This is a genomic window from Streptomyces sp. NPDC017979, from assembly GCF_044328175.1.
Lineage (GTDB): Bacteria > Actinomycetota > Actinomycetes > Streptomycetales > Streptomycetaceae > Streptomyces.
The window spans coordinates 316976-341360 of the sequence record NZ_JBIRGU010000001.1; the positions used below are offsets into that span (position 1 = coordinate 316976).

General features: G+C 73.3%; 20 protein-coding genes. 8 read left to right on the top strand and 12 right to left on the bottom strand.

Features of this window, described 5'->3' with window-relative positions; genetic code table 11:
- Positions 1-106: 106 nt before the first annotated feature.
- Both ACH4E8_RS01350 and ACH4E8_RS01355 read right to left on the bottom strand, forming a co-directional pair.
- Positions 107-607, bottom strand: a complete 501-nt coding sequence (locus ACH4E8_RS01350; RefSeq protein WP_398443193.1) for an SRPBCC family protein — start codon at positions 605-607, stop codon at positions 107-109.
- 8 nt (positions 608-615) lie between these two features.
- Positions 616-2880 (bottom strand): HelD family protein, encoded by a 2265-nt coding sequence (locus tag ACH4E8_RS01355; RefSeq protein ID WP_398443195.1) that lies wholly within the window; start codon positions 2878-2880, stop codon positions 616-618.
- A 286-nt stretch (positions 2881-3166) separates the two neighbouring features.
- Between ACH4E8_RS01355 and ACH4E8_RS01360 the strand changes: the two genes are divergently transcribed.
- On the top strand, positions 3167-3889 hold the full coding sequence (locus tag ACH4E8_RS01360) for a leucine-rich repeat domain-containing protein (protein ID WP_398444674.1): 723 nt from the start codon (positions 3167-3169) through the stop codon (positions 3887-3889).
- A gap of 11 nt (positions 3890-3900) precedes the next feature.
- Here the strand turns inward: ACH4E8_RS01360 and trxA are convergent, their stop codons facing one another.
- The 3 genes from trxA to ACH4E8_RS01375 are packed head-to-tail and all read right to left on the bottom strand — an operon-like array spanning position 3901 to position 5623.
- Complete coding sequence (gene trxA, locus ACH4E8_RS01365) at positions 3901-4236, bottom strand: thioredoxin (RefSeq protein ID WP_398443197.1); 336 nt, start codon at positions 4234-4236, stop codon at positions 3901-3903.
- Positions 4233-4640: a MerR family transcriptional regulator gene (locus ACH4E8_RS01370; RefSeq protein WP_398443199.1), complete on the bottom strand. Its 408-nt coding sequence runs from the start codon at positions 4638-4640 to the stop codon at positions 4233-4235. The genes trxA and ACH4E8_RS01370 overlap by 4 nt, the downstream gene beginning before the upstream one ends.
- 53 nt (positions 4641-4693) lie before the next feature.
- Entirely contained in the window at positions 4694-5623 is a 930-nt protein-coding gene (locus tag ACH4E8_RS01375) for an NAD(P)-dependent oxidoreductase (RefSeq protein ID WP_398443201.1), read from the bottom strand.
- A 152-nt stretch (positions 5624-5775) separates the two neighbouring features.
- On the opposite strand from ACH4E8_RS01375, the gene ACH4E8_RS01380 reads away from it, so the two are divergent.
- Positions 5776-6366, top strand: coding sequence for a DUF4240 domain-containing protein (locus ACH4E8_RS01380; protein ID WP_398443202.1), 591 nt, complete (start codon positions 5776-5778; stop codon positions 6364-6366).
- A gap of 116 nt (positions 6367-6482) precedes the next feature.
- On the opposite strand, the gene ACH4E8_RS01385 is transcribed toward ACH4E8_RS01380, so the two are convergent.
- Positions 6483-7859 (bottom strand): cation:dicarboxylate symporter family transporter, encoded by a 1377-nt coding sequence (locus ACH4E8_RS01385; RefSeq protein ID WP_398443204.1) that lies wholly within the window; start codon positions 7857-7859, stop codon positions 6483-6485.
- Positions 7860-8045: 186 nt separating this feature from the next.
- On the opposite strand from ACH4E8_RS01385, the gene ACH4E8_RS01390 reads away from it, so the two are divergent.
- The 3 genes from ACH4E8_RS01390 (at position 8046) to aac(3) (ending at position 11382) form a co-directional block, all read left to right on the top strand.
- Positions 8046-9704, top strand: a complete 1659-nt coding sequence (locus ACH4E8_RS01390; RefSeq protein ID WP_398443206.1) for an ATP-binding protein — start codon at positions 8046-8048, stop codon at positions 9702-9704.
- A gap of 91 nt (positions 9705-9795) precedes the next feature.
- A complete protein-coding gene (locus ACH4E8_RS01395) occupies positions 9796-10485 on the top strand; it encodes a response regulator (protein ID WP_398443209.1) in 690 nt (229 codons plus the stop codon).
- 42 nt (positions 10486-10527) lie between these two features.
- On the top strand, positions 10528-11382 hold the full coding sequence (gene aac(3), locus ACH4E8_RS01400; RefSeq protein ID WP_398443211.1) for an aminoglycoside 3-N-acetyltransferase: 855 nt from the start codon (positions 10528-10530) through the stop codon (positions 11380-11382).
- 423 nt (positions 11383-11805) lie between these two features.
- On the opposite strand, the gene ACH4E8_RS01405 is transcribed toward aac(3), so the two are convergent.
- On the bottom strand, positions 11806-12174 hold the full coding sequence (locus ACH4E8_RS01405) for a MerR family transcriptional regulator (RefSeq protein WP_398443214.1): 369 nt from the start codon (positions 12172-12174) through the stop codon (positions 11806-11808).
- Between the two features lie 114 nt (positions 12175-12288).
- On the opposite strand from ACH4E8_RS01405, the gene ACH4E8_RS01410 reads away from it, so the two are divergent.
- Positions 12289-13200, top strand: coding sequence for an NADP-dependent oxidoreductase (locus ACH4E8_RS01410; RefSeq protein WP_398443216.1), 912 nt, complete (start codon positions 12289-12291; stop codon positions 13198-13200).
- A 76-nt stretch (positions 13201-13276) separates the two neighbouring features.
- On the opposite strand, the gene ACH4E8_RS01415 is transcribed toward ACH4E8_RS01410, so the two are convergent.
- The 3 genes from ACH4E8_RS01415 to ACH4E8_RS01425 all read right to left on the bottom strand — a co-directional run bounded on the left by ACH4E8_RS01415 (position 13277) and on the right by ACH4E8_RS01425 (position 16917).
- A complete protein-coding gene (locus ACH4E8_RS01415; protein ID WP_398443218.1) occupies positions 13277-14398 on the bottom strand; it encodes a hypothetical protein in 1122 nt (373 codons plus the stop codon).
- Positions 14395-15588, bottom strand: a complete 1194-nt coding sequence (locus ACH4E8_RS01420) for a hypothetical protein (protein ID WP_398443219.1) — start codon at positions 15586-15588, stop codon at positions 14395-14397. The genes ACH4E8_RS01415 and ACH4E8_RS01420 overlap by 4 nt, the downstream gene beginning before the upstream one ends.
- A gap of 114 nt (positions 15589-15702) precedes the next feature.
- Complete coding sequence (locus tag ACH4E8_RS01425) at positions 15703-16917, bottom strand: helix-turn-helix domain-containing protein (RefSeq protein WP_398443221.1); 1215 nt, start codon at positions 16915-16917, stop codon at positions 15703-15705.
- A gap of 1238 nt (positions 16918-18155) precedes the next feature.
- Here ACH4E8_RS01425 and ACH4E8_RS01430 point away from each other — a divergent pair.
- Positions 18156-19061: a S1 family peptidase gene (locus tag ACH4E8_RS01430; RefSeq protein ID WP_398443223.1), complete on the top strand. Its 906-nt coding sequence runs from the start codon at positions 18156-18158 to the stop codon at positions 19059-19061.
- 230 nt (positions 19062-19291) lie between these two features.
- Here ACH4E8_RS01430 and ACH4E8_RS01435 read toward each other — a convergent pair whose 3' ends face one another.
- Both ACH4E8_RS01435 and ACH4E8_RS01440 read right to left on the bottom strand, forming a co-directional pair.
- Entirely contained in the window at positions 19292-21496 is a 2205-nt protein-coding gene (locus ACH4E8_RS01435) for an FG-GAP-like repeat-containing protein (RefSeq protein WP_398443225.1), read from the bottom strand.
- Between the two features lie 590 nt (positions 21497-22086).
- On the bottom strand, positions 22087-22977 hold the full coding sequence (locus tag ACH4E8_RS01440; protein ID WP_398443227.1) for a hypothetical protein: 891 nt from the start codon (positions 22975-22977) through the stop codon (positions 22087-22089).
- A gap of 176 nt (positions 22978-23153) precedes the next feature.
- On the opposite strand from ACH4E8_RS01440, the gene ACH4E8_RS01445 reads away from it, so the two are divergent.
- The gene (locus ACH4E8_RS01445) at positions 23154-24278 is read left to right on the top strand and encodes a CapA family protein (protein ID WP_398443228.1); all 1125 of its coding nucleotides are present in this window, start codon (positions 23154-23156) and stop codon (positions 24276-24278) included.
- Positions 24279-24385 lie beyond the last annotated feature (107 nt).

Below are 24385 nucleotides of genomic sequence, written 5' to 3' on the forward strand. Positions count from 1 at the left end.
AAAACAACCAAGGGGAGCGCAACAGGGGCGCGGGGAACTGCGCGAACAGCCACCCACCGGGCCGCGGTCGCCACGGTCGCTCGACCAGCGCGGCGGGACCGCGGCCTCAGCGGAGCATTCGCGCGAGGCGGATCGAGGTGCGCAGGAGGCGGACGTACGGGCTCCAGCGCGCCGGCCTCCGCACCGAGCCCGTCAACGCCGACTCCGCACGGTCCAACGCGTCCTCCAGGAGCGCGTCGTGCAGCGGGCGGAAGACCAGCGGCCAGCTCACGCGCGCCGGGCCCCGCACGTCCATGGCGAGGACGTGGCGCAACACCGTCCGCTCCTCGTCCAGCGCGTGCACGGTGAACTCGTGGAAGCCGTGGAACCCCCGCGGCCCTCGGAAGGCGAACCGCACCGACGCCCCGGGGGCGTACCCGACGACGGTGTAGCGCACCGGACCGTGCCCCCCGCTCGCGCCGATCCCGAGCGGCCGGTCGAAGACCATCGCCGGCCAGGCATGGCGCGGCCACAGCCGGTCCCCCGGGCCGCTCAGGGTGTCGACGAGCGCGCCGACCTCCTCCGCCGGCGCAGCCAGGACGCGCTCGTGCACGTTGTGGACGCCCATGCCCCGCCTCACTCCGTCCCGAGCCCGGCCGGGAGTTCACCGGCGTGGATCAGCCCCAGGCGCTGCGTCGCACGTGTCATCGCCACGTACAGGTCGCTGTCGTCGAAGCGGCCCGGCTCGACGAGGACGACCGCGTCGAACTCCAGGCCCTTCGCCGCGCGGGGGTCGAGCAGCACCACCCGTCGGGTGAGGTCGACCGCGCCGCCCGCGAGTGCCGGGTCGGCCGCCGTCAGGAGCGCGTGGAGGTCGGGCGGGGCGATCACCGCCAGCCGGCCTTCGTCCGGGGTCTCGCGGCGCACGGCCGCGGCGACCGCGGCGGCGAGGCCGTCAGCGGCGACCCGTTCGCGCCACGGCTCGACGCCGGTCGACCGCACCGAGCGCGGCGGCTCGAAGTCGGGGTGCGTGGCGCGGCGCGCCGCCGCGGCCAGGGCCATGATCTCGGCCGGGGTTCGGTAGTTGACGCCGAGTCGGGCGTGGGTCCAGCGGTCGCCCACGTACGGCCCGAGGATCTGCTGCCAGGAGCCGGCGCCGGAGCGTTCCGCGGTCTGCGCGAGATCGCCGACCAGGGTCATCGAACGCGTCGGGCAGCGCCGCATCAGCAGCCGCCAGGCCATCGGCGACAGCTCCTGCGCCTCGTCGACGATGATGTGCCCGAAGGCCCAGGTGCGGTCCGCGGCGGCGCGCTCCGCGGCGCTGCGGTGGTCGGCCTCCTCCTGTCGCTCGGCCATCCGCTCGGCGTCGATGACGTCGTGCGCGGCCAGGACTTCGGACTCCTCGTCCTCGAACTCGTACGACTCCGAACCAGCCGACAGGTCCAGCACGCCCTGCGCGTAGGCGATCCGCTCCTGTCGGGCGGCCTCCTGGGCGGCGCGTTCGGCGCTGTCGTCGACGCCGAGGAGTTCCGCGGTCTCGTCGAGGAGCGGCACGTCGGCCGGGGTCCAGGGGCCGCCTTCGCGCCGGAGCAGCAGCGCGTCGTCCTCGGTCAGGTATCCCTCGGGGTCGGCGAGGAAGTCCGCGACGACCTGCTCGGGGGTGAGCTGCGGCCACAGCTCGTCGATGGCCGCGTGGACGTCGGCGCTGGTGGCGATCTCCTTGCCGATCTGGGCGGCGTCGTCGGGGCCGAGGAGGTTCGGCCCGCCGTACGGGTCGGCGCCGAGCCGGTCGACGAGTTCCGCGGTGAGCGCGTCGATGATCCGGAACGCGAAGTGCGGCCGGGCGAGGTTGTGCGGCAGCCCGGTGGCGCGGGCCCGGTCCCGTGCCTCGTACGCCATCTCGCGGTGCAGGCGCAGGGTGCCGTACTGCTCGTGGTCGACGAGGAGCGCGGGCTCGGGGAGGGTGCCCTGCGACTCGTGGTCCGCGCCGGGGGCGTCGGGAATCGTCTCGGGCAGCAGTTGGCGGTCGCGCACCACCTGCTCCAGCACCGCGGCCATCTCCGCGCGGCCCTTGACCTCGGCGGCGGCCGGCGGCTCGACGCCGGTGGCGTGCACGCCGGGGAAGAGTTCGCCCAGGGTGGAGAGCAGGACGCCGGTCTCGCCGAGGGACGGCAGCACTTCGCCGATGTAGCCGAGGAAGGCCGGGTTCGGGCCGACGATCAGCACGGCCCGGCGGGCGAGTTGCTCCCGCTCGGCGTACAGCAGGTACGCGGCGCGGTGCAGCGCGACCGCGGTCTTGCCGGTGCCGGGGCCGCCCTCGACGACCAGCACGCCCTGGCGCGGGGCGCGGATGATGCGGTCCTGTTCGGCCTGGATGGTCTGCACGATGTCGGCCATGCGGCCGGTGCGGGCGGCGGAGACCGCGGCCAGCAGCACGGAGTCGGCGTCGTGGTCCTCGTAGCCGGTGCGGCCGGTGTCCCGCAGGTCGAGCACCTCGTCGTGCAGCGCGGTGACGGTGCGCTCGTGGGTGCTGATGTGCCGGCGGCGGCGCAGCCCCATGGGCTCGTACCCCGTGGCGAGGTAGAAGGGGCGGGCGACGGGGGCGCGCCAGTCGACGAGCAGCGGGGTGAGTTCCGCATCGGCCGCGCGGATGCCGATGCGGCCGATGTGGCGGACCGTGCCGTCCTGGAAGTCGAGCCGGCCGAAGCAGAGTCCGGCCTCCACCGCGTTGAGCGCGGCGAGGTGGGCGGAGCGCTCGAAGGTGCGCACGTCGCGTTCGACGCGCGCCTGGCGGCCGGTGCCGAGTTGGGCCAGGGAGGCACGGACGGTGTCCTCGGCCTCGCCGCGGAGCTCTTCGAGGCGGGCGTAGACGGTGGAAAGGAATTGCTGCTCGTGCGCCAATTCCGCTTCCGGGCCTCCCGCAGCGTGTCGGTCTTTCTCGCATTCCCCGTTTGACAATTCAGCTCCTGACGCGATATGGTGTCACCTGTTGATGGCTTTTCCGCCTCGCCTTCTCCTGATGTGATTCTCCACAGGAGAACAGGCAAACAACCAATATACGCAGAGCAAGACAGTCACGAAAACCCTCGGCCGACAATTCGGCGGGGGATTTTTTGTTACAAAGGGTGTCGTGCCCTCCACGACTGACCACGAACGGACCGACCGCGGACGCGGACCGGTCGAAGAGCTGAACCTCTGGCGGCAGGACCTCGGCCGTGCGCCGGACGCCGTCTGGGACCGCACCGACCTCCGGGTGCTGATCCTCGCCGACAACGGACTGACCGAACTGTCCCCGCGCATCGGCGCGCTGCGCCGGCTGCGCACCCTGGACCTGGGCCACAACGCGCTGGAGTCGCTGCCGGTGGAGATCGGCGAGCTGCGCTCGCTCAGCCGCTTCCTCTACCTCCACGACAACCGGCTGACGAAGCTGCCGGCGTCCCTGGGCCGACTGACGGCGCTGCGGTACCTCAACGTCGGCGAGAACCCGCTCGGCTCGCTCCCCGACGAGCTGGGCTCGATGGCGGCGCTGGTGGAACTGCGGGCCCAGCACTGCTCGCTGACGGGCCTACCGAGCGGCATCGGCCGCCTCGCGGCGCTGCGCGAGCTGTGGCTGCGCGGCAACGCGCTGACGGGGCTGCCGGATTCGGTGGCGCGGCTGCGGGAGCTGCGCCAGTTGGAGCTGCGGGAGAACGCCCTGGTCGAGGTGCCGGCGGCGCTGGCGTCCCTCCCGCTGCTGCGCTCCTTGGACCTCCGGGCGAACCGGCTGCGCGCCCTGCCCTCCTGGGTGGCCCGCATGCCCGCGCTGGAGAAGCTGGACCTGCGGTGGAACGACCGTTGGGAGGGCGGGGCGCCCGATCCGGAGGTGGTGGCGGAGTTGGAACGGCGGGGCTGTGTGGTGCTGCTCAGCTAAGGGGCGTCAGCTCAGTCGAGAACCGGGGCCAGCTCCCGTAGCAGGCGGGCCTTGGGCTTGGCGCCCACCGTCGACAGCACCGGTTCGCCGTCGCGGAAGACCATCACGGTCGGCGTGGAGAGCACGGTGTAGCGCTGGGTCGTCTGCTGGTTGGCGTCCACGTCGATCTGCACCACCTTGAGCCGACCCGCCTGCTCGCGGGCGATGTCCGCGAGGACGGGCTTCAGCATCCGGCACGGCCCGCACCAGACCGCGGTGAACTGCACCAGCACCGGAAGCTCCGACTCCAGCACCCGTGCCTCGAAGTCGGCGTCCGTCACGTCCGGCAGTCCAGTCGTCTGCGTCACAACTCCCCCTCGGTGAACCCCCAGGCGCAGCGCGGCGCCGGGCAGTCGAGCACTTCGCCTTCGGCGCGGGCCAGTTGGGCGCCGACCCGGTCCCGCACCGAGCGGAGCCGGTCGATCAGCCCGTCCAACTCGTCGAGCTTGGCCCGGTAGACGGCGAGGGAGGCGGGGCAGGCGTCCCCGGCCGGGTGGCCCGCCCGCAGGCACTCCACGAACGGCCTGGTCTCCTCCAGGTCGAACCCGAAGTCCTGGAGCGTCCTGATCTCCTCCAGGAGCCGGAGGTCGCCCTCGTCGTAGCTGCGGTAGCCGTTGTCCGAGCGGCGTGCGGGCAGCAGGCCGCGCGTCTCGTAGTAGCGGAGCGTGCGGGTGGTGGTACCGGCGCGCTCGGCCAGTTCGCCGATTCTCATGTCGACGAACCTAGACATTGACGCCGACGTCAAGGCAAGGGGGCGCGGGCCGTTCAGGGCCGTGGGGAGAGCAGCGCTTCGTAGGTCGCGGCCCAGGTGTGGTCCCCGTGCCCGAGTTCCTTGGCCCGGTCCGCCGTCCGCTTGATGGCGTCGATCTGTGCGGAGTCCAGCTTGTGGCTGCGCGCCAGGTGTGCGACGTGGTCGACGGCCGTCGCCATCATCCCGAGGCCGCCGCCCCCGGTCCCGTAGGTGCGGGTGTCGACCTCGGCTGCGTGCACCGGCAGCATGGGCGGCAGGATGGCGGCGATGGTGGCCATGTACGGGGCGACGTCGACCGCGTCCACCCCCTCCTCCTTGGCCATCCCGAAGGCGTGGATCATGCCGCTGATGGCCCCGTAGAAGAAGTCCAGCAGCGCCAGGTCGAAGGCGGCGGCCCGACCGTGGTCCACGCCGACGTACTCGGTCCGGCCGCCGAGCGCCCGCAGCGTGTCCTCGTGGCGCTCGAAGACGTCGCGCGGACCGGCGTGGAACAGCAGCCCGTGTTCCGTGCCGACCACCGGGACGGGCACCATCACGGCGCCGTCGAGGTACGCGATGCCGTGCTGCTCGGCCCAGGCTGCCGTGCGCCGGCAGCGCTCGGGCACGTCGGAGGTGACGTTGACGAGGGTGCGGCCGGCGAGGGCGTCGGCCAGCGGTTCGAGGACCGCGTCCGATGCGTCGTAGTCGAGGAGGCACACCAGGGTGAGCCCACTGGCCCGTACGGCCTCTTCGGCGCTGGCGGCGACGACGGCGCCCCGCTCGACGAGGTCGCCCTCCTTGCCGGGGGTGCGGTTCCACACGGTGGTGGGGTGGCCGGCGTCGAGGAACGCGCCGGCGAGCGCGCGTCCCATGCCGCCGAGGCCGATGACGGTGACGGCGTCCGGCCGTACGGTGGTGGCGCGGTCTGTTGTGGATCCTGTGGATGGGGTGTTGTCCCTGTTCATGACCATCATCGTTGACGCGGCAATCAGGGCGGACAAGTACTGACCTTGAAGTCAGCAACGCACCTCGGGGTAAGCATCCAGGTCAGGCGTCTGCGGGGGTCGGGACCCGTTTCCAGGGCGGTTGTCAGACCCGGGTGGCAGAGTTCCGCCCCATGGATCTCACGGAGTTCTGGCGCGTCATCGAAACCGCCCGCTCGACCGCCACGGCGGACCGCCCCTTCGACGCGGCCCTGGTCGACGTCCTCGCCACCCGTCCCGCGTCGGACGTCCTCGCCTACGAAGAGCGCTTCGAGGAGATGACCGCGGCGGTCTACCGCTGGGACATGTGGGCCGCGGCCTACCTCATCGGCGGCGGCTGCTCGGACGACAGCTTCATGGACTTCCGGGCCGGTCTGGTCGCCCTCGGCCGCGAGTGGTACGAGAAGGCGTCGGCCCGCCCCGACGCGCTCGCCGAGAACCCCGTCGTCGCCGAAGACGCCACCGTGGGCGGCGTCGACTACGTCTTCTACGAGGACGTGAACTACGCGGCCCGCACCGCGTACGAGCGGATCACCGGCGCGGAGGACTTCTACGAGGCGTGCACCCGCCACCGCGCCGCCCGCGGCGAAGAGGACCGGACGCCCGTCGACATGGGCGAGGAGTTCGACTTCGACGACGAAGCGGAGATGCACCGCCGCTTTCCGCGCCTCTCGGCGCTGTTCCTCGACGACGACGGCACCCACGAGTCCGGCGACGCCGCCTGATCGGCCCGGCGCCGAACGCGCCCGCGCCCACCCTCCGTCATGGGGGAAGCCGGAGGGCGGGCGCGGGTGGGAAGCGGCTCGGGAGGGGAAGGGGGAGGGCTCCCGGGCCGGCGGGGTCAGACCTTCGCGGGGGCGCTCTCCTGCTCGCGCGGCTCCGGGACGTCCGGGGCGTCGTCGTCCGCGGGCGGGGCGCCGTGGCCGTCGTCGAGGAGGGTCTTCTCGTCGAACGGGATGCGGCCGGCGAGCACCGCCTCGACCCGCTCCTTGTCGATCTCCTTCGTCCAGGTGCCGACGAGCACGGTCGCAACGGCGTTGCCCGCGAAGTTCGTCAGGGCCCGCGCCTCGCTCATGAAGCGGTCGATGCCGACGATCAGGCCGACGCCGTCGACCAGTTCGGGGCGGTGCGACTGGAGGCCGCCGGCGAGGGTCGCCAGGCCCGCGCCGGTGACGCCGGCCGCGCCCTTCGAGGCGATGAACATGAAGACCAGCAGCGAGATCTGCTCCGAGACGCTCAGCGGGTCGCCCATCGCGTTGGCGATGAACAGCGAGGCCATCGTCAGGTAGATCATGGTGCCGTCGAGGTTGAAGGAGTAGCCGGTGGGCACGGTGATGCCGACCACGGGCTTGCTGACGCCCATGTGCTCCATCTTCGCGATCAGCCGCGGCAGCGCCGACTCGGACGACGAGGTGGAGACGATCAGCAGGAACTCCCGGCCCAGGTACTTCATCAGCGACCACAGGTTGACCCCGGCGACCAGCTTCAGCAGCGCGCCGAGGACCACGAAGACGAAGAGTCCGCAGGTGATGTAGAAGCCGATCATGATCACGGCCAGCGACTTCAGCGCGTCCACGCCGGTCTCGCCGACCACGGCCGCGATCGCGCCGAACGCGCCGACCGGGGCCGCCCACATGATCATCGCCAGGATGCGGAAGACCAGCCGCTGGATGTGCCCGATGCCGCGCAGCACCGGCTCGCCCGACTTGCCCATGGCCTGGAGCGCGAAGCCGGCCAGCAGCGCCACCAGCAGGGTCTGCAGGACCTTGCCCTCGGTGAAGGCGGAGACCAGCGTCGTCGGGATGATCCCCAGCAGGAAGTCCGCGGTGGACTCGCCGCCGCCTTCGGCCGCCTTGCCGCCCGCTTCCTTCGCCGCCTCGGTGATCTGGAGGCCGTTGCCCGGGTCCAGCACGTTGCCGACGAGCAGGCCGATCGCGAGCGCGGCGATCGACATGACGACGAAGTAGCCGAGCGCGAGCCCGCCGACCGCGCCGACCTTGGCCGCCTTGCGGACCGAGCCGATGCCCAGCACGATCGTGCAGAAGATCACCGGGGAGATCATCATCTTGATGAGGTTGACGAAGCCGGTGCCGATGGGCTTCAGCTCGACGGCGACTCCCGGGGCTGCGAAACCGACGGTGATGCCCAGCACCACCGCGACGATCACAGCGATGTACAGGTAGTGCGTGCGGTCCCTTCTGCCTGCTGCTGCAGCCACGGGTCCTCCTCGAATGTGTGCCGTTCCATGTCCCGTATGGATTCCGGCGAATATCCATCACGCTGTGACCCGGGTCACCGTTGCGTGCATTTCGTTCACGATCGAGCCCGTGGGCACCCAAACGAGCCGAGTGACGAATCTGGCACTGCATATCAAAAGTCATGATTCGAAGGGCAAACTGTCACCATGCGCATACCCCGCCCCCGCAGCCTCGCGGGCCAGCTCTTCGCGATGCAGGTCGTCCTGGTCGCGGTGATCGTCGCGGGCTGCGCCCTCTTCGCGTACCTCACCGACCGCTCGCAGGCGGAGGACACCGCCCGCCGGCAGGCCACCGCCACGGCCGCGACCGTCGCCGGCTCCCCCTGGGTGGCCGCCGCGATCGAGTCCGCGGACCCCTCGACGGCGCTCCAGCCGTACGCGGAGCGGGTCCGCCGGGACGCGGGCGTCGCCTTCATCACGATCATGTCGCCCGACGGCACCCGCCTGACCCACCCCGAACCCTCCGAGATCGGCCGCGCCTACCTCGGCCACACCGAACAGGCCCTGCGCGGCGAGGTGTACAGCGAGAAGCACCTCGGCGTGCTCGGCCCCTCCATCCGCACGGTCGTGCCGGTGTACGAGGACGGCGGGACCGGCGCCGGGGGCGAGCGCCGCGTCGTCGGGCTCGTCAGCGCCGGCATCACCATCCAGGCCATCAGCGAGCAGGTCCGCGAGCAGGTCTTCTGGCTGCTGGTGGTCGCCGGCGGCGCCCTCGCGCTCGGCGGCCTCGGCACGTACGTCATCAACGCCCGGCTGCGCCGCCACACCCACGGCATGAACGCGAGCGAGCTGAGCCGGATGCACGACTACCACCAGGCCACGCTGCACGCGGTGCGCGAGGGACTGCTGATGCTCGACGGGCGGCGCCGCATCGCCCTCGTCAACGACGGGGCCCGCGAGCTGCTCGGCCTCGGCGGGGACGCGGTGGGCCGGCCCGTCGACGAGTTGGGCCTGCCGCCGGGGCTGACCGGGGCGCTGCTGGCCGCGGAGCCCCGGGTCGACGAGGTCCACCTCACCGCGGACCGGGTCGTGGTCGTCAACACCAGCCCGGTGGTCGGCGGGGAGCGCCGCGGCACCGTGGTCACCCTGCGCGACCACACCGAACTCCAGTCACTGCTCGGCGAGTTGGACTCCGAGCGGGGCTTCACCCAGGCGCTGCGCTCACAGGCCCACGAGGCGGCGAACCGGCTGCACACCGTGGTCTCGCTGATCGAACTGGGCCGTGCGGAGGAGGCCGTCTCCTTCGCCACCGCGGAGTTGGAACTCGCCCAGGCGCTCACCGACCGGGTGGTGGCCGCGGTCGGCGAGCCGGTCCTCGCGGCCCTCCTGCTCGGCAAGGCGGCGCAGGCCAACGAGCGGGGCGTGGAGCTGGTGCTGGCCCCGGACAGCCGGATCGACGACGGCGTCCTGCCGGCCACCCTGCCCGCCCGGGACCTGGTGACGATCCTCGGCAATCTGATCGACAACGCCGTGGACGCCGCGTCCGAGGCGGCGGCCGACGGACCTCCCGAAGGCTCCCCCGCCCGACCCGGGGCGCTCCGGGCCCGGGTCACCGTCACCGCGTACGCCGAGGCCGACGAGTTGCTGGTGCGGGTGCACGACACGGGCGCCGGCGTCGACCCCGCCCGCGCCGACGAGGTCTTCCACCGCGGCTGGTCCACCCACGGCCCCGGCCGCGGCATCGGCCTCGCCCTGGTCCGCCAGGCGGTCCACCGCGCCCACGGCACGGTGGCGCTGGCCGAAGGTCCGGACGGCGGCGCGGAGTTCACCGTACGGCTGCCGTTGCAGTCGGGGGTGCCGGCGTGACGGGGCGGTCCTGGCCAGCGGGGACGGGCTCCGGGGGCACTCGGGTCGGTGTCGTACGATCGCCGCTGCCCACCGCGGAGGTGCACCACCCATGAGCGCGAGCGACGAGCCCATCAGCGTCCTGGTCGTCGAGGACGACCCCGTCGCGGCGGACGCGCACGCGCTGTACGTCGGCCGGGTCAGCGGCTTCCGCGTCGCCGGCGTCGCCCACTCCCGCTCCGAGGCCGTGCGGGTGCTGGAGCGGACCCGGGTCGACCTGCTGCTGCTCGACCTCTACCTGCCCGACGGGCACGGCCTGGCGCTGGTGCGCTCGCTGCGGGCCGCCGGGCACTCGGCGGACGTGATCGCGGTGACCTCGGCGCGGGACCTGACCATCGTCCGGGAGGGGGTGTCGCTGGGCGTGGTGCAGTACGTCCTCAAGCCCTTCACCTTCGCCACGCTCCGGGACCGGCTCGGCCGGTACGCCGACTTCCGAGCGTCGGCGGGCGAGGCGAGCGGCCAGGAGGAGGTGGACCGGGCGCTGGCGACGCTGCGGGCGCCTGAGGGCGGTGCGCTGCCGAAGGGGTTGAGCGGTCCGACGCTGACCGCGGTCACCCGCAGCCTGCGTCAGGCGCCGGACGGGCTGACGGCGGCGGAGGCGGGCGCGGCAGTGGGCATCTCCCGCATCACGGCGCGCCGCTACCTGGAGCACCTGGTCACGCAGGGGCGGGCGGCCCGCAGCCCGCAGTACGGCCACATCGGCCGCCCCGAGCTCCAGTACCGGTGGCTGACGGCGCCGTAATCCGCTGTCGTCGGATCCCGCGCCGTGGATACGGTCGCGCCCATGGACGAGATGGCATTACTCAAGCGCGCCGACGGCCCGGTCACCCGCAGCCGGCTCCGCCGTGACCTGACCGCGCTCGGTCTCGGCGGCGGCGACACCGTCATGTTCCACACGCAGATGTCCGCGGTCGGGTACGTGGCCGGCGGCGCCCCGACGATCGTCGACGCGCTGCGGGACGTCGTGGGCGAGCGGGGCACCCTGATGGTGACCTGCGGCTGGAACGACGCACCGCCGTACGACTTCACCGACTGGCCGCCCGCCTGGCAGGACGCCCTGCGGGCCGAGCACCCCGCGTACGACCCCGACCTCAGCGAGGCGGACCACAACAACGGCCGGCTCCCGGAAGCGCTGCGGCGCTGGCCCGGCGCGGTGCGCAGCCGCCACCCCGACGCGAGCTTCGCCGCGCTCGGCGCGGGGGCGGCGGAGCTGATGTCCGACCACCCCTGGGACGATCCGCACGGCCCCGGCAGCCCGCTGGCCCGCCTCGTCGCCCGGGGCGGCCGGGTCCTGCTCCTGGGCGCGCCCCTGGACACCCTGACGATCCTGCACCACGCCGAAGCGCTGGCGGACGCGCCCGGCAAGCGGTTCGTGGAGTACGAGCAGCCGATCCTCGTGGACGGCGAACGGGTCTGGCGGCGCTTCCGCGACATCGACTCGGAGGACGCCGCGTTCGACTACTCGTCGCTGGTCCCGGAGGGCACCTGGCCCTTCGAGGTGATCGCCCGGGAGGCGCTGGCGGCGGGCATCGGGAACAAGGGACTGGTGGGTGCCGCGGAAAGCCACGTCTTCGACGCGGCGGATCTCGTCCGGTTCGCCGTCGCGTGGCTGGAGCGGAACCTCGGCGGGGCGAGCTAGGTCCCCTGCGGTTTGCTGGGTGTGCGTGGGGACAGTGCCGCCGTGCCCCTGCGGGTGCGTTGGTCTCTACCGGCCGGTGGTGGGCTTGTCGCGCAGTTCCTCCCCCTGTGCCCAGAGGGCACGGGGAGACCCCCAGCGCTCCTGAAGACCTCCGCCGTTTCCCTGCGGGTGCGTCGGTCCCTACCGGCCGGTGGGGGCTTGTCGCGCAGTTCCTCCCCCTGTGCCCAGAGGGCACGGGGGGACCCCCAGCGCCCCTGATGTGCTTCCCCCGTCCCTGTTATCTGCGGGCTGACGGCGGAGGTCTTCAGGGGCGCTGGGGGGGGTCCCCGTGTCCTCTGGGTACAGGGGGAGGAACTGCGCGAACAGCCCCCACCGGGCCGCAGACAAGTGACCGGGCAGCGAATCAGGTGGCGGGCGCGTGCTCTACGTCAGGTGGGAGCAGTCCGCTTCGGGGTCGCCGGAGATGGCGATGACCGCGTCGAGGCGGTCGCGCACGGCGAGGAGGTCGGTGATGTGTTGGTCGATGCGGGCGCGTTCGACCGACAGGCGGTCCTGGAGGTCGGGGGACGCTTCGCCCGTGTCCACGCACGGCAGCACCACCTCGCGGACCACCCTGCTCGGCAGACCCGCGGCGTAGAGCTGTTGGATCAGCCGGACGCGGGGGACGGCGGCGGCGGGGTAGTGCCGTTGGCCGCCGGGGGTGCGGGACGACTGGAGCAGCCCGTGCTCCTCGTAGTAGCGCAGCGCGCGGACGCTCACTCCCGCCTGCGCGGCGACCTCACCGATGCGCATCGCGCCTCCTCCTTGCGGGCGGTCCGCCCGACTTGCACCTGACGTCGGCGTCAGGTTTTAGCGTAACGGTCGGCGTCGGCACTCTCGCCGAGCATCCAGGAAAGGCAGGACGTCATGCGCGCAGCCCGGTTCCACCGGTACGGCGGGGTGGAGACCCTCGTGGTCGAGGAGGTGGCGGACCCGCACCCCGGGCCCGGCGAGATCCGCATCCGCGTCGCGGCGGCCGGCGTCAACCCCGTGGACTGGAAGGTGCGTTCGGGGGCGGTGCGCGAGGTGCTGCCCGTGGAGCTGCCGGCGATTCCCGGGCGGGACGCAGTCGGGGTGGTCGACGAGATCGGTGCGGGAGTGGCGGGGGTGGGCGTCGGCGACCGCGTCTTCGGGCTGGGCGGCGTCACCGGCGCGACGGCGGAGTCGGCCGTGCTCTCGGCCTGGGCCCACGCGCCTGCCGAGTGGACCGACGAGGAGGCCGCCGGCGCCGGCCTGGCGTCGGTGACCGCGCTCGGCGGACTGAATGCGCTCGGTCCCCTGCGGGGGCGCACCCTGCTCGTGGAGGGGGCGGCCGGTGGCGTGGGCAGTGCCGCGGTCGAGATCGCGGTGGCTCGGGGCGCCGTGGTGATCGGGACGGCCAGCGAGCGCAACCACGCGTTCCTCGCCTCTCTGGGCGCCGTACCCACCACGTACGGCCCCGGGCTCGCGGCCCGCGTCGCCGCCCTGGCTCCGCGCGGTGGCGGCGTCGACGTGGCGCTCGACACCGCGGCCTCCGGGTCCCTCGCCGACCTCGTCGCGATCGTGGGCGACCCGGGCCGCGTGTCGACGATCGCCGACCACGCCAACGCGCAGGCCCTGGGCGTGCACCTGGTCAACGCGGTGAACGACTCCGCGCTCCTCGCCGAGGCGGGCGAACTCGGCCGGCAGGGCCGCTACACGCCGCGCGTCGAGCGGACGTACCCGCTGGAGGGGATCGCGGAGGCGCATGCGTACGCCGAGCGCGGCCGCACGCGGGGCAAGGTGGTGGTCCGCGTCTGACCCCGCCCCGGGCCGTTCGACGCTGCACCGCGTCCGGTGCGTCGGGCGGCGCGCCGGACGCGGGGACGGGGCCCGGTCACCGCGGCGCGTCAGCGGGCCGCAGGGTGCAGCCGCGGGCCTTGGCCGAACGCTCGGCGAAGGCGTCGAGGGCCCGTTGCGGATACGTCGGCGACGCCCCCTCCTCGGCCGACCACGGGGAGCGGATCACGTACAGCCCGGGCACCGCGCCACCGGCGCAGGACGCCGCCGCGACCAGGACGCCGTCGCCCGCCGCCCCCGGGCGCTTCCGCACCTCCTCGGCGTACGGCCCGTAGTACGCGTCCAACTCGTACCGCAGGTAGTCCGCGCCCACCGACGTCACCTCGCAGCGCTCGCGGAGCGCGACGCCGCGCCCGCTCTCCCGCACCCGGGCTTGGGCCCGGCCCGTGCCGCTCGGGGCGGGAACGCCGGCGCAGGCGCCGCGGGCGTCGGACGGGGCCACGTCCTCGTCGGCCGCGGACGGCAGCGCGATCGCGGCGGGGTCGGCCGCCGGGTGCGCCCCGCAGCCGAAGCGGTCCGCCGAAGCGCGGGCCGTGCCGGTGGCGAGGCGGGCGATGCGCAGCCGGTCCACCGGGTTGTCCATGGCGCCGTCCACGACCACGCCCCGCACCGTGACCAGCAGGTCCGTGGCGCCGCGTGGGCACAGGACTAGGACGGCGGCGAGCGCGTCGAGCGAGCGCGGCTCCGTTCGCGTGACGCCGTTGAAGAAGCCGTCCCAGCCGCCTCCCAGCGGGACGGGCCAACGGGCGTCCGTCCCCGGGTACGACGGCGTGCCCACGGCGTCCGCGCCGCGCTCGACGCGGTGCACGGCGACGTCCACGCTGTTTCCGCCGTCGCCGGTCCCGGCGACCACGCACCGGTGGTCGGCCGGCGTGCCGTCCGCGGCGGACGACGGGTCGCGCCGCTCGGCGAGCCGGCCCTCACCGAGCACCGCCCGCGCCGCCGCGACCGGCAGCAGCCCGTCGCAGGCGGAGTCGAGGACGGGGTCGCCGCGCCATCGGTCGAGGCCGTCGCCGAGCGTCAACCAGGCGGTGAGCAGCGCCAGCAGTGCGGCGAGCGCGCCGAGGAGCGCCGCGCGGAACCGGACCGCGGGCCGGCGGTGCGCCGGCTCGGGGCCGACCGGGCGGACCTCCTCGTCGGGGTCGTCGATGACGATCACGGCGGCACCCCCTGCGCCCGGGTGTCCCGACAGCCCGAGCGGTCCGGCCAGGCGCCCTCCGCCGTCACGTAGCGGTCGAGCGCGGCGCGCGCCAATCGGCTTTGTTCGGCGGCCTGTTCCCGGTTCGGCCGGCGGTCGACCGCCTCCGGCCCTTGGGTCCGTACGAGCACCTGGTGGTACGTGGCGACGCCGCCGCACCGCGCGGTCGCCGCCGCCGCGACGTGGGACAGGCCGCCGCCCTGCTGCTGTTCCACGAGGTCGCGGGACCAGGCGCCGGACGCGCTGGCGGCCTCGATCGCGACGACGTCCCCGGGGCGTTGCGGCACGGGCTGCGCGCGCAGTTCGCAGCGGCCGCCGCGGGTGGCGTACGGGCCGGTGGGGCGCGCGGTCCAGGCGCCGGCCAGGCCGAGGGCGTCGGCGTCCAGCCAGCGGCACAGGGACGCGTCGGGGCGGGCCGGCGCCGCGCGGAGTTCGCCGAGCGGGGTGCCGCCGCAGTTCTGGCGCACCGCGATCCGGTCGGCGACGGCCGCGGCGGTACGGGCCGCTTCGGTTCGGGTGGGCCCGGCGGCGCCTTCGGGCGTGCCGGGGCGGGCCAGCGGCAGGCTGACGCGCACCTGGAGGTCGGTGCTGCGACCGGTGCGTCTGGCGAGGCCGTTGGGGCAGGTGACGACGAGGACGGCCGCGGCCGATTCCTCGTCGCCGTCGGCGCTGCCGAGCGCGTTCGCCGGGAGCGCCAACGGGAAGGCCGCGTCGGGCCGCTGTGCCGTGTCGGGTGCGTCGGGCCCGGGTCGCAGCGGTGCCGTGGCCCGTACCTCCGCGCTCACCCCGCCCCAGGACAGCCGGCAGTCCAGCAGCGCACCGCTCTCCCGGTCGGGGTGGAGCAGGGTGCCGTACTCGACGCGGCGGCCCGGGGTGTCGTTGGGGAGGTGCGGCCGCAGGTGCTCCCGCGGCAGCAGGCCCCAGCACGCTTCCGCCAACTGGGTTCGGTTGTCCGCGAGTTGCTGGCGCGCGAGGTGGGCCCGCACGGCGTACGTACCGCCGCCGACGAGCACGAGCATGGCGAGCGCCAGCGCGCCCCAGGTGCGGGGGCGCCACTGGCGCGGCCCGGTGAACGAACCGCCGCCCGCGCCGCTTCCGTCGCGCCGTGGGACTTCGCCGCCCGCGCCGTCCGCGCCGTCCGCGCCTCGCATGTGCCCCTGCCCCGACGTCCGGTATTCGCGACGGGAGGCTACCAACGGGGCCGCGCGGCCGGAGCAGTGATCACGTGATGCGTCCGCCTTGGCAGGGGGGAAGGGTCGGCGGGCTCAGGCGCTGCGTTCCAGGACGAAGAGCTGACCCGTCCGGCCGTCGCGGCACGGGCGCAGGACGCCGAAGAAGTCGCTCCCCGCCGGGGTGGGCTCCAGCGTCATGCAGTCACCGGAGTCCAGGGGGCGGATGACGTAGACGCCGGGTCCGGCCGTGCTGACCGGCTCGATGCGGAACTCCTCCCCGTAGCCGCGCTGGCCGCACTTCTGGTTGGTGAAGGCGGAACCGTTCGCCGGGTCCTTGCCCACGGTGCCGGCGCAGCGTCTGCCGTGCACCGGGTGCGAGCTTTCGATCCGCCAGAAGCCGTACGGGCCGCGTTCGATGCGGAACTCGGGAAGGCGCCCGCCCTCGCAGGAGACCTGGAAGATCCGGCCGGTGCCGTCGTCCTGCTCCCCCAGGCACCAGGTCGATTCGGCGGGACGGATGAACACGTCGCCGGCGGACGGGGCGAGCAGCAACGGCCCCATCGAGAAGGAGGGCCGGGCCCCGCCGCCCTGCGGCGGGCCGGGGGCGTCGTCGGCGGAGCCGCGCATCGTGTGCACGAGCGCCGCGAGGACGGCCCCGAGGACGACGACGGTCGAGGCGATGAGCACGAGGGCCCGCTTGGAAGGCTTGGAAGGCTTGGCGGGATCGGCGGGATCGGCGGGCGTCGCGGGTAACTGCCCGACCGGCGTGCCGGATCCGTCGCCGGCGTCGGCACCGCCGGGGTCGCTCGCACCGTCAACGGGAGCGCCGTCGACGCCTCTGCCCGCGACGGCGTCCGATGTGCCGGCCGCGCCGTCGGCCCCGCCGCTGGCCCCGCTGTCGAGCGCGACGTCCGTGCCGGCCGCCGGCGCGCCCGCCGCCCGGTGCTCACCGCCGTCGCCCTGACCGTCCGCCGTTCGTACGACACCGTTGTCCACGTCGGCCGGCTCGACCGCGACGGCACCCGCGTCGGCCGCGGCGCCGCCCGCTCCGTACCCCGGGACCTCCGTCGACTGCCGCTCCCGGTGGGTCAGCTCCTTGCGCACCCGCGTCCAGGAGTCGATGCCGTCGGGGCCGCAGCCGCAGGCCCGGACGAAGGCGACCACGAGCTCTTCGCGCGGCAGGGTGGAGCGGCTCAGCATGTTCGCGACGGTCGAGCGCGGCAGCACGTCCCCCACGGCGCTCGCCCGCTGGGCGAGTTCGCGGTAGGTCAGACCGGACCAGTCCTTGAGCGCGTGGAGCCTGGCCACGAACTCGGCGACTGTGCGGGCGTCTTCCGGGTCGGGTGCGCTCCGTCGGCCGGCATCCATCCGTCCTCCGATCTCCGTCCTTGCGCTGACCAGCCGGGACAGCCTCGGGACATGTCCCAGAAGTGTCCCGGACGGGCTACACCCTTGTCATGGGGCCGGTGCGGCTCAAGAGTGATCTGCGCCATCCCCCGGCCGCCGGCCGGGAAGCGTCGGCCGTACGCGGTCCGACGCTCCGGGAGACGGGGGCGGGGGACGGCGCCACGGGGGTACGGGGGTACCACGGGGGAACGCGGGGGAGAGCGGCTGGGACGGACCGCACGGGTGCCCGTCCCAACCCTTCTCCTCCGCGTCACCCGCCGTCGACGGACCGGCCGCCGACCCGAGCACGGCCTCGCCCCGGCCCGGCCCCGGACATCCGGCCTGCGGACACGACGCGGACGCCGCACGAACGCCGCGGCGGCCCGGCCCGGGCGCGATCCCTCGGGAGGTCGTCCGTCACTACTGTCCCGGCAGTATCCGGACCCGCGCCTTCCGAGGAACACGGCTCCGCCGCCGTCGTGGAAAGGGGCGCCGAACCGGACACGGACGCCGATATGACAAGGGGGGCAATCCTCCCCATACGGACTCGGCGCCGCGGCCGGCTGCGTACATTTCCCGCCGCTGGGCACCCGAAGCGCTCCGCCCCCTCAATGACCCCAGCCGCAGCGACCGGCTACGGGCGCAGCGTCAGCCCGAACTCTCCCACGACACCACACGACGTACCGGAATACTCCACGTGATCTTCACGAATCAGCCAGGCGTCCCGGCAGAGCGTGCGGGCCGCCACTCCGGTCACCTCCGGCACCACGTTGAGCTGCCACCTCCGTGTCCACCGTCGCCACCACCAGCGGTCATCAGGGACGGCCGCAGGTGGCGCGAACCATCCGAGTGCGCGCCGCACCGGGGCGCACCGGAATCCGTACGGCACTGACACGTCGCAGCAGAGGGACCGACGCGCCGTCGTGCGCCCCCGCGTCGAACTCCGCTCCCGACAAGAGCGCCTTCCTGCCAACCGGGACCGGACGCCCGAACTCCACCGCCAGAGCGTCCGAAAGCCGAACTTGTTGACAGGGACCGGTCACGCGGAGGATCCCCACATCGACGACGCAGCCCCAGGACACCCGCACGGTCCGTGGGCCTGCCGACCTCGTGAAGAGGGCCCGATGCGTACGGGCCCAGGACCCCTCATCGGAGGACTTGTGAAGGTAAAGACGTTCCTGTCCACGGGCTCCGTCGCCCGAAGAGCCCGCGCCGCCACCGTCGTAGCCAGCCTGGCGACCGTGTCCGCGCTCGTGGCCCCGACCGCCGTCGCGGCCCAGGCGCCGTCGGGCGCGAAGGCCACCGCGACCCAACTCGCCCAGGCCAGCGACGCCGTGCTCGGCGCCGACGTCGGCGGCACCGCCTGGTTCACCGACAAGGCGTCGGGCAAGGTCGTCGTCACCGCCGACAGCACGGTCTCGGCGGCGGAGATAGCCAAGATCAAGAAGGCGGCCGGCGCCCAGGCCGGCACGCTGGAGATCAAGCGCACCGCGGGCAAGTTCAGCCGACTGATCGCCGGCGGCGAGGCCATCACGGCGGCCGGCGTCCGCTGCTCCCTCGGCTTCAACGTGGTCAACTCGGCGCGCCAGTTCTTCGCGCTCACCGCGGGCCACTGCACCAGCGGCCGGCCCAACTGGAACATCGGCACCGCGGTGCCGGGCCAGACCGTCTTCCCGGTGTACGACCACGGGGTCATCCGGCACGGCAACCCCGCCGCCGCCGACGGCCGGGTCTACCTCTACAACGGCACCTACCGCGACATCGTCAACGCCGGCTCCCCGGGCCTCGGCCAGCGCATCGAGCGCTCCGGCAGCACCACCGGCTACCGCACGGGCACCGTCACCGGTCTGAACGCCACCGTCAACTACGGCGGCGGCCAACTGGTGTACAACACGATCCAGACCAACGCCTGCGCCCAGCCCGGTGACAGCGGCGGCCCGCTCTTCGCCGGCAACACCGCGTACGGCCTGCTCTCCGGCGGCAGCGGCAACTGCTCCGTCGGCGGCACCACGTTCTACGAGCCGGTGACCCGGCCGCTGGGCCTGTACGGCCTGAGCGTCTTCTAGGCCGCGCGCCCCGCGAGCAGCGGGGCAGGCACGAGTGGATCCAGATTCAGGCCGGGGTCCAGTTCGGATCCAGATCCAGGTGGACCCCGGGGATCCCCCGCGGTCGCCGTCGGCGGCTCGCCCTCCCGGCCCCCCGGGCAGGAGCCGCCGACTCGATCCCGGTGACCGCCCCCGGCGCGGCGTACGGACCGCGCCGGGGACGGTGTCGACCGGCAGCAGAGCGACAGCGGTCAGAAGACCTTGCTGAAGCCGTTCCAACCGGTGCCGATCTTCACGCCGTTGCGGACCGTGCCGGCGCCGGTGCCGTCGTACCGCCACAGCTCACCGGCCGCGTTCCGGCCCACCACGTCGTCCTTGCCGTCCTTCGTCAGGTCCCCGGCGCCGACGATCGCGGTGAAGCCGCCCCAGCCGGAGCCGATCTTCACGCCCGCGCGGATCGTGCCCGCGCCGGTGCCGTCGTACCGCCACAGGGCGCCCGCGGCGTCCCGGGCCAGCAGGTCCGCGTGCCCGTCGGCGTTCAGGTCGCCCGCGCCCACGACCGTCAGCGCCTTCCAGTTGGTGCCGATGCGCCCGACGCGGGCCAGCCCGCCCTTGTCCGTGGCGGCGAAGAGGTACATGTCGCCGGTGGCCGCGTCCCGGGCGACCAGGTCCGGGCGCCCGTCCTTGGTGAAGTCGCCGGAGGCCACGAGCGCGTCGAAGCCGCCCCAGCCCGAACCGACCGTCGCGGACGGGCTGTTCGGGGTGACGACGGCACCGCGCGCGGGACGGTACGCCTTCAGCCCGCCGGACCCGTCGCGCACCAGGACCTCGTTGGCCCCGTCGCCGTCCAGGTCGCCGTACGGGACCAGGGTGGAGGTGGTCGGCCAGGTGCCGCCCTGGACCTTGGCGTTGTAGCCGTGGGTGGCGTTCCCCCGGTAGACGGTGAGGGCGCCCGCGGAGGTCTGCGCGAAGACGTCGACGAAGGCGTCGTCACCGACGTGGTCCCGGCGCACGGCGGGCGTCACGGACGGCTCGCTCCCGGGCAGCCCGGTCCCCGCGGTCCACAGTTGGCCGGTGAAGTCGCCGGTCGACTCGTGCCACACCGCGGTGGTACGGCCCTCGGGACCGCCGGCGACCTGGCCGATGGCCACGCCCGACGGCTTCCTGCTGAGCGTCTTCGGCGTCGTCCACGCGCCGTTGACCCGCGCGGCGTGCTGGAAGATCCGGCCGCCGTCGTTCGCCGGCGTCGCCTCCTGCACCCAGCCGGCGTGCACGGTGCCGTCGGGGCCGATCTCGGCGTCGAACTGCTCGGGGACGTACTGCGTGGAGAGGGTCTGGAGGGGAGACCACGCTCCACCGGTCGAACGGGTGGTGGTACGCGTGCCGTACCCGGTCTCGCCGCTGGAGTCCACCCACACCAGGGTGATCTCGCCGTTCGGCGCGACCAGCGGCTGCGTCTCCACTGCGCCGTTGGCCGGCCCGATCTTCTCCACCGCGCCCCACTGGGCGCTGCCGGCCGGACGTACGACGGCTTCCATGGCCCGGTCGTTGCCGACGGACCTGTTCCACGTGAGCACGGCCGTGCCGTCGGACCCCGTGCCGGCCCGGACCCGTCCGATGCTGGTCGCAGACCCGGAGACGGAGCGCGGCGCGGTCCACTGCGTCGCGTCGGCCGCCTTCTCGGCGATCATGGCGGCGCTGCCGTTCACGTCGCCCTCCGTCCAGACGACCGTCAGCGTTCCGTCGGCCGCGAAGAACGCCTGCGGCGCGTCGCCGAACGACTCGGCGGTCGAGGCGTCCAGTTGGTGCGCCGGCGACCAGCTTCCGCCCGCGGTGGTGCGCTCGGACACGTAGACGTCGGTCGACCGGTCGACGTACCGGGACCAGACCAGCGCGGCCCTGCCGGAGGGGCCGACCGCGAGGAACGCGTCGCGCACGTTCCCGCCGCCGGTGACGACGTCGGCCGGGGCCGACCACGTCGTGCCGCCCGCGGCGAGCGTCGACATCCGGATGGTGCGGGAGTCGCCCGGTCGCACCCAGGTGAGCGTGACGGAACCGTCCGGGGTCGGCAGCAGCTGGACGCTCTCCCGGCCCTTGTCCATGGTGTCGAGGACGGTCGCCGCGCCCCAGGTCCCGCTGTTCGCCGGCCGCACCGCGACCCGCAGCTCGTGGTTCCACGTACCGGCGATCTCCCGGTAGTAGACGGCCACGACGTCGCCGTTGCCCCGGGTCTTCACGTCGACGACGTCCACGACGTCGGTGGTGCCGGTCAGCGCCACGGGGGTGCTCCACGGGCCGGCCACGCCCGAGGGCGTGACGGCGTTCGGTGCTGCCGCCGCGGCCGGCGCTGCGCCGACTCCTGCGACGGTCACCGCGCCCAGCGCGAGGACGGGTGCGAGTGAGACGCCGAGGATCCGGCGTACGGTCGCGCGCTGGGGCTGCGGGTTAAGTCTCAAAGTTCCTCCGATGGTCGACTACGTCGTGGAGGAAGGCGACGGCACGATGCGAATACGCTCCCCCCACACACAAGTGTTCGGGACAGTAACAGCCGCCACCGACAAGCGCCTTGGGATATTCCCCCCTCGGCGCTTTCGCCGTGCGCTTTCGCCGTGCGGCGAGCTCCGCCGACCCCTGCGGTTTCGCCGTGCGGCGAGCTCCGCCGAATCTGCGGCCGGGTGGGACTTGTTCGCACGGTTCCGCGCGCCCCCGGGCACCCTCGCCGTTTCCCTGCGGGTGCGTTGGTCTCCGCGGCTTGCCTGTGGCTCGTCGCGCAGTTCCCCGCGCCCCTGTTTCGCTACCCCCGCCGTTTGCCTGCGGGCTGGGGCGGGGGTTAGGGGCCCTGGGGTCCCCCACGCCCGCAGGGCGTAGAGGGCTGAACTGCACGACCAACCACAGACGAGCCGCAGAGACCAACCCTCCCGCGGGGAAACGGCGGGGGTGTCAGGGGCCCGGGGCTTCGCGACAAGCCACGGACAAGCCGCAGAGGCCAACGCTCCCGCAGGGAAACGGCGCTCCGGGTGGAGGCGCGGCGGCGCAGGGGCGCGGGCTAGCGGGGCGTGGCCGACCAGGCCGCGAGCACCGTCGACAGCGCCGCCGCCGTCTCCTTCGCGGACTTGCCGTCGCCACGCACCTTCGGCGCGAGTTCGACGTGGAGGAAGGTCGCCTCGTACCGCTTCGCCGACTTCCCCTGGACGTTCGTGGTCCCTTCCAACTCGCACCGGTCCGACCAACCCCGGCAGACCCGCAGGCCCTTCCCGGCCAGGAGGCCGGCCAGGTCCGTGACGTCCTGCGTCACCGTCGGCACCGCACCGGTGGAGAGGATCGCTTCATAGGGGCGTTTCGACGATTCCGCGAAGCCGTGCAATTGGATCCCCGGAATTCGGCGCTTCTGCAATTCGGTCACCATTGCGTGGAAAGCGCTGTCCGTGCGGTGCGCCACGTCCGCCGCGTTCCCCTTGCCCGCGTCGCGGTGGGCGCCGGCGACGACGAGCGCGCCGCCCGGGGTGTTCTCCATGAGGTGTGCGCCGAGGGATTCGGTGTCGCGGTCGGCCACCGGATGGGGCACCTGCACGCTCCAGCGGACCTCGGCGTCGGCGTTGAGGTAGAGCCGCCCCCACCGGGCACCATTTCCGGACTTGCTGGCCGAAACCTCGTCGTACCGCTTCCCGGAAACGGCGTCCGTGAGTCTCGTCACACGGAAGCCCGCGTCGTCCAGAACCTGTTCGGCCTTCTCCCGGTCGCCGTCGAGCAGGTGTCCGACGCCGCGTGCGATGCGCTCGCGCTGCTTGTCGCTCGGCGGCTCGTACTCGTCCCGACTCTCCGCCTGGCCTGCGTACCTGACGATCCGGTCGTTGACGTCCACCAGCTCCCGCGACCCCGACTTCCCGCCCTTTTCGTCACCGGGTTCCGCCTGGCAACCGACCAGCGCCAAGCCCATTCCGAGGGCCCCCGCAACAACGATCAGTCGAACAGAAAGTGATGATCTCGTGATGCCCGGCGGACGGCCGGGCTTCGGCGGCATGGGAAAATCTGCCGGTGACATTCTGTGATTCTCTCCCTATAGGTCGTGCGCTGGCAGTGACGGCGGCCCTCGCCGTACTCACCACCGGCTGTATGTCGACCTCCTCGGAGTCGCAGAGCAAGCCGGGCGGTCGTTCGTTCACCGTCGCCGCCGCGGGTGATGTTCTCATCCACCCCGAGCTGGTCGAGCAGGCGGCTGCGGACGCGAAGAAGACCGGCAAGGGCGAGGCCGGGCTCGACTTCGGCCCCATGCTCGCCGGTGTGCAGCCCGTCATCAGCAAGGCGGACCTGGCCATCTGCCACATGGAGACGCCGGTCGCCAAGCCCGAGGGCCCCTTCGAGGGCTACCCGGAGTTCCTGGTGCCCCCGCAGATCCTCACCGCGCTGAAGGACGTCGGCTACGACACCTGCTCGACCGCCTCGAACCACACGTTCGACCACGGTCTGAAGGCCGTCCGCCGCACCCTGGACACCATGGACGAGGTCGGCCTCGGCTACGCCGGCTCGGCCCGGAGTCGTGAAGACTCCGAGAAGATAAACATCCGGACGGTCAAGGGCGTCAAGGTGGCGCATCTCTCCTACTCGTGGGAGTCCTTCCTCAACCCGACCCCCGAGAAGGAACGCTGGGCCTTCAACCGGATCAGCACCAAGGAGATCAAGCAGGCCGAGGAAAGGGCCCGCAAGCAGGGCGCCGAAGTGGTGCTCCTCTCGGTGCACTGGGGGCTTGAGCACTACAACGAACCGAGCGTCCCGCAGTTGGAGCTGGCCGAGCGCATCACCACCGAGACCGGGATCGACCTGGTCATCGGACACCACGCGCACGTCGTGCAGCCGATCCAGAAGGTGAACGGCACCTGGGTCGCCTACAGCCTCGGCAACCAGATCGCCCGCCACTCCTCCCCCACCGGCCTCACCGAAGAGGGCGCGATCGGCTGGTTCGAGTTCCGGGAGACGACCTCCGGCTGGGACGTCGCGGCCCGCTACCGCACCACGCTGGTGGACATCCCGCCCGAGGTCGAAGTGGGCGAGAAGGCCCCCGAGGGGTCCGTCGAAGCCCATCGGCTCGTCGACGTCAGAGGGGTCCTGAACGACCCGGGCGAGCTGAACGAAGCCCGGCTCGCCCGCTACCGCCTCGCCATCGACCGCACCCGCGGCTTCCTCTTCAACCGGGGAGCGCCGGGCGGCGACGGCCTGGCCGAACTCTCCTTGAAGGACTGACGAGGAGGACGGGCGGACATGCTCCCCCGCCCCGCGGGGCCCGCGCCCGAAGCCGCCCCGCTCCCGAACACGGCCCGCAGCGGCGCCCGGAGAGCACGGTGGACGAC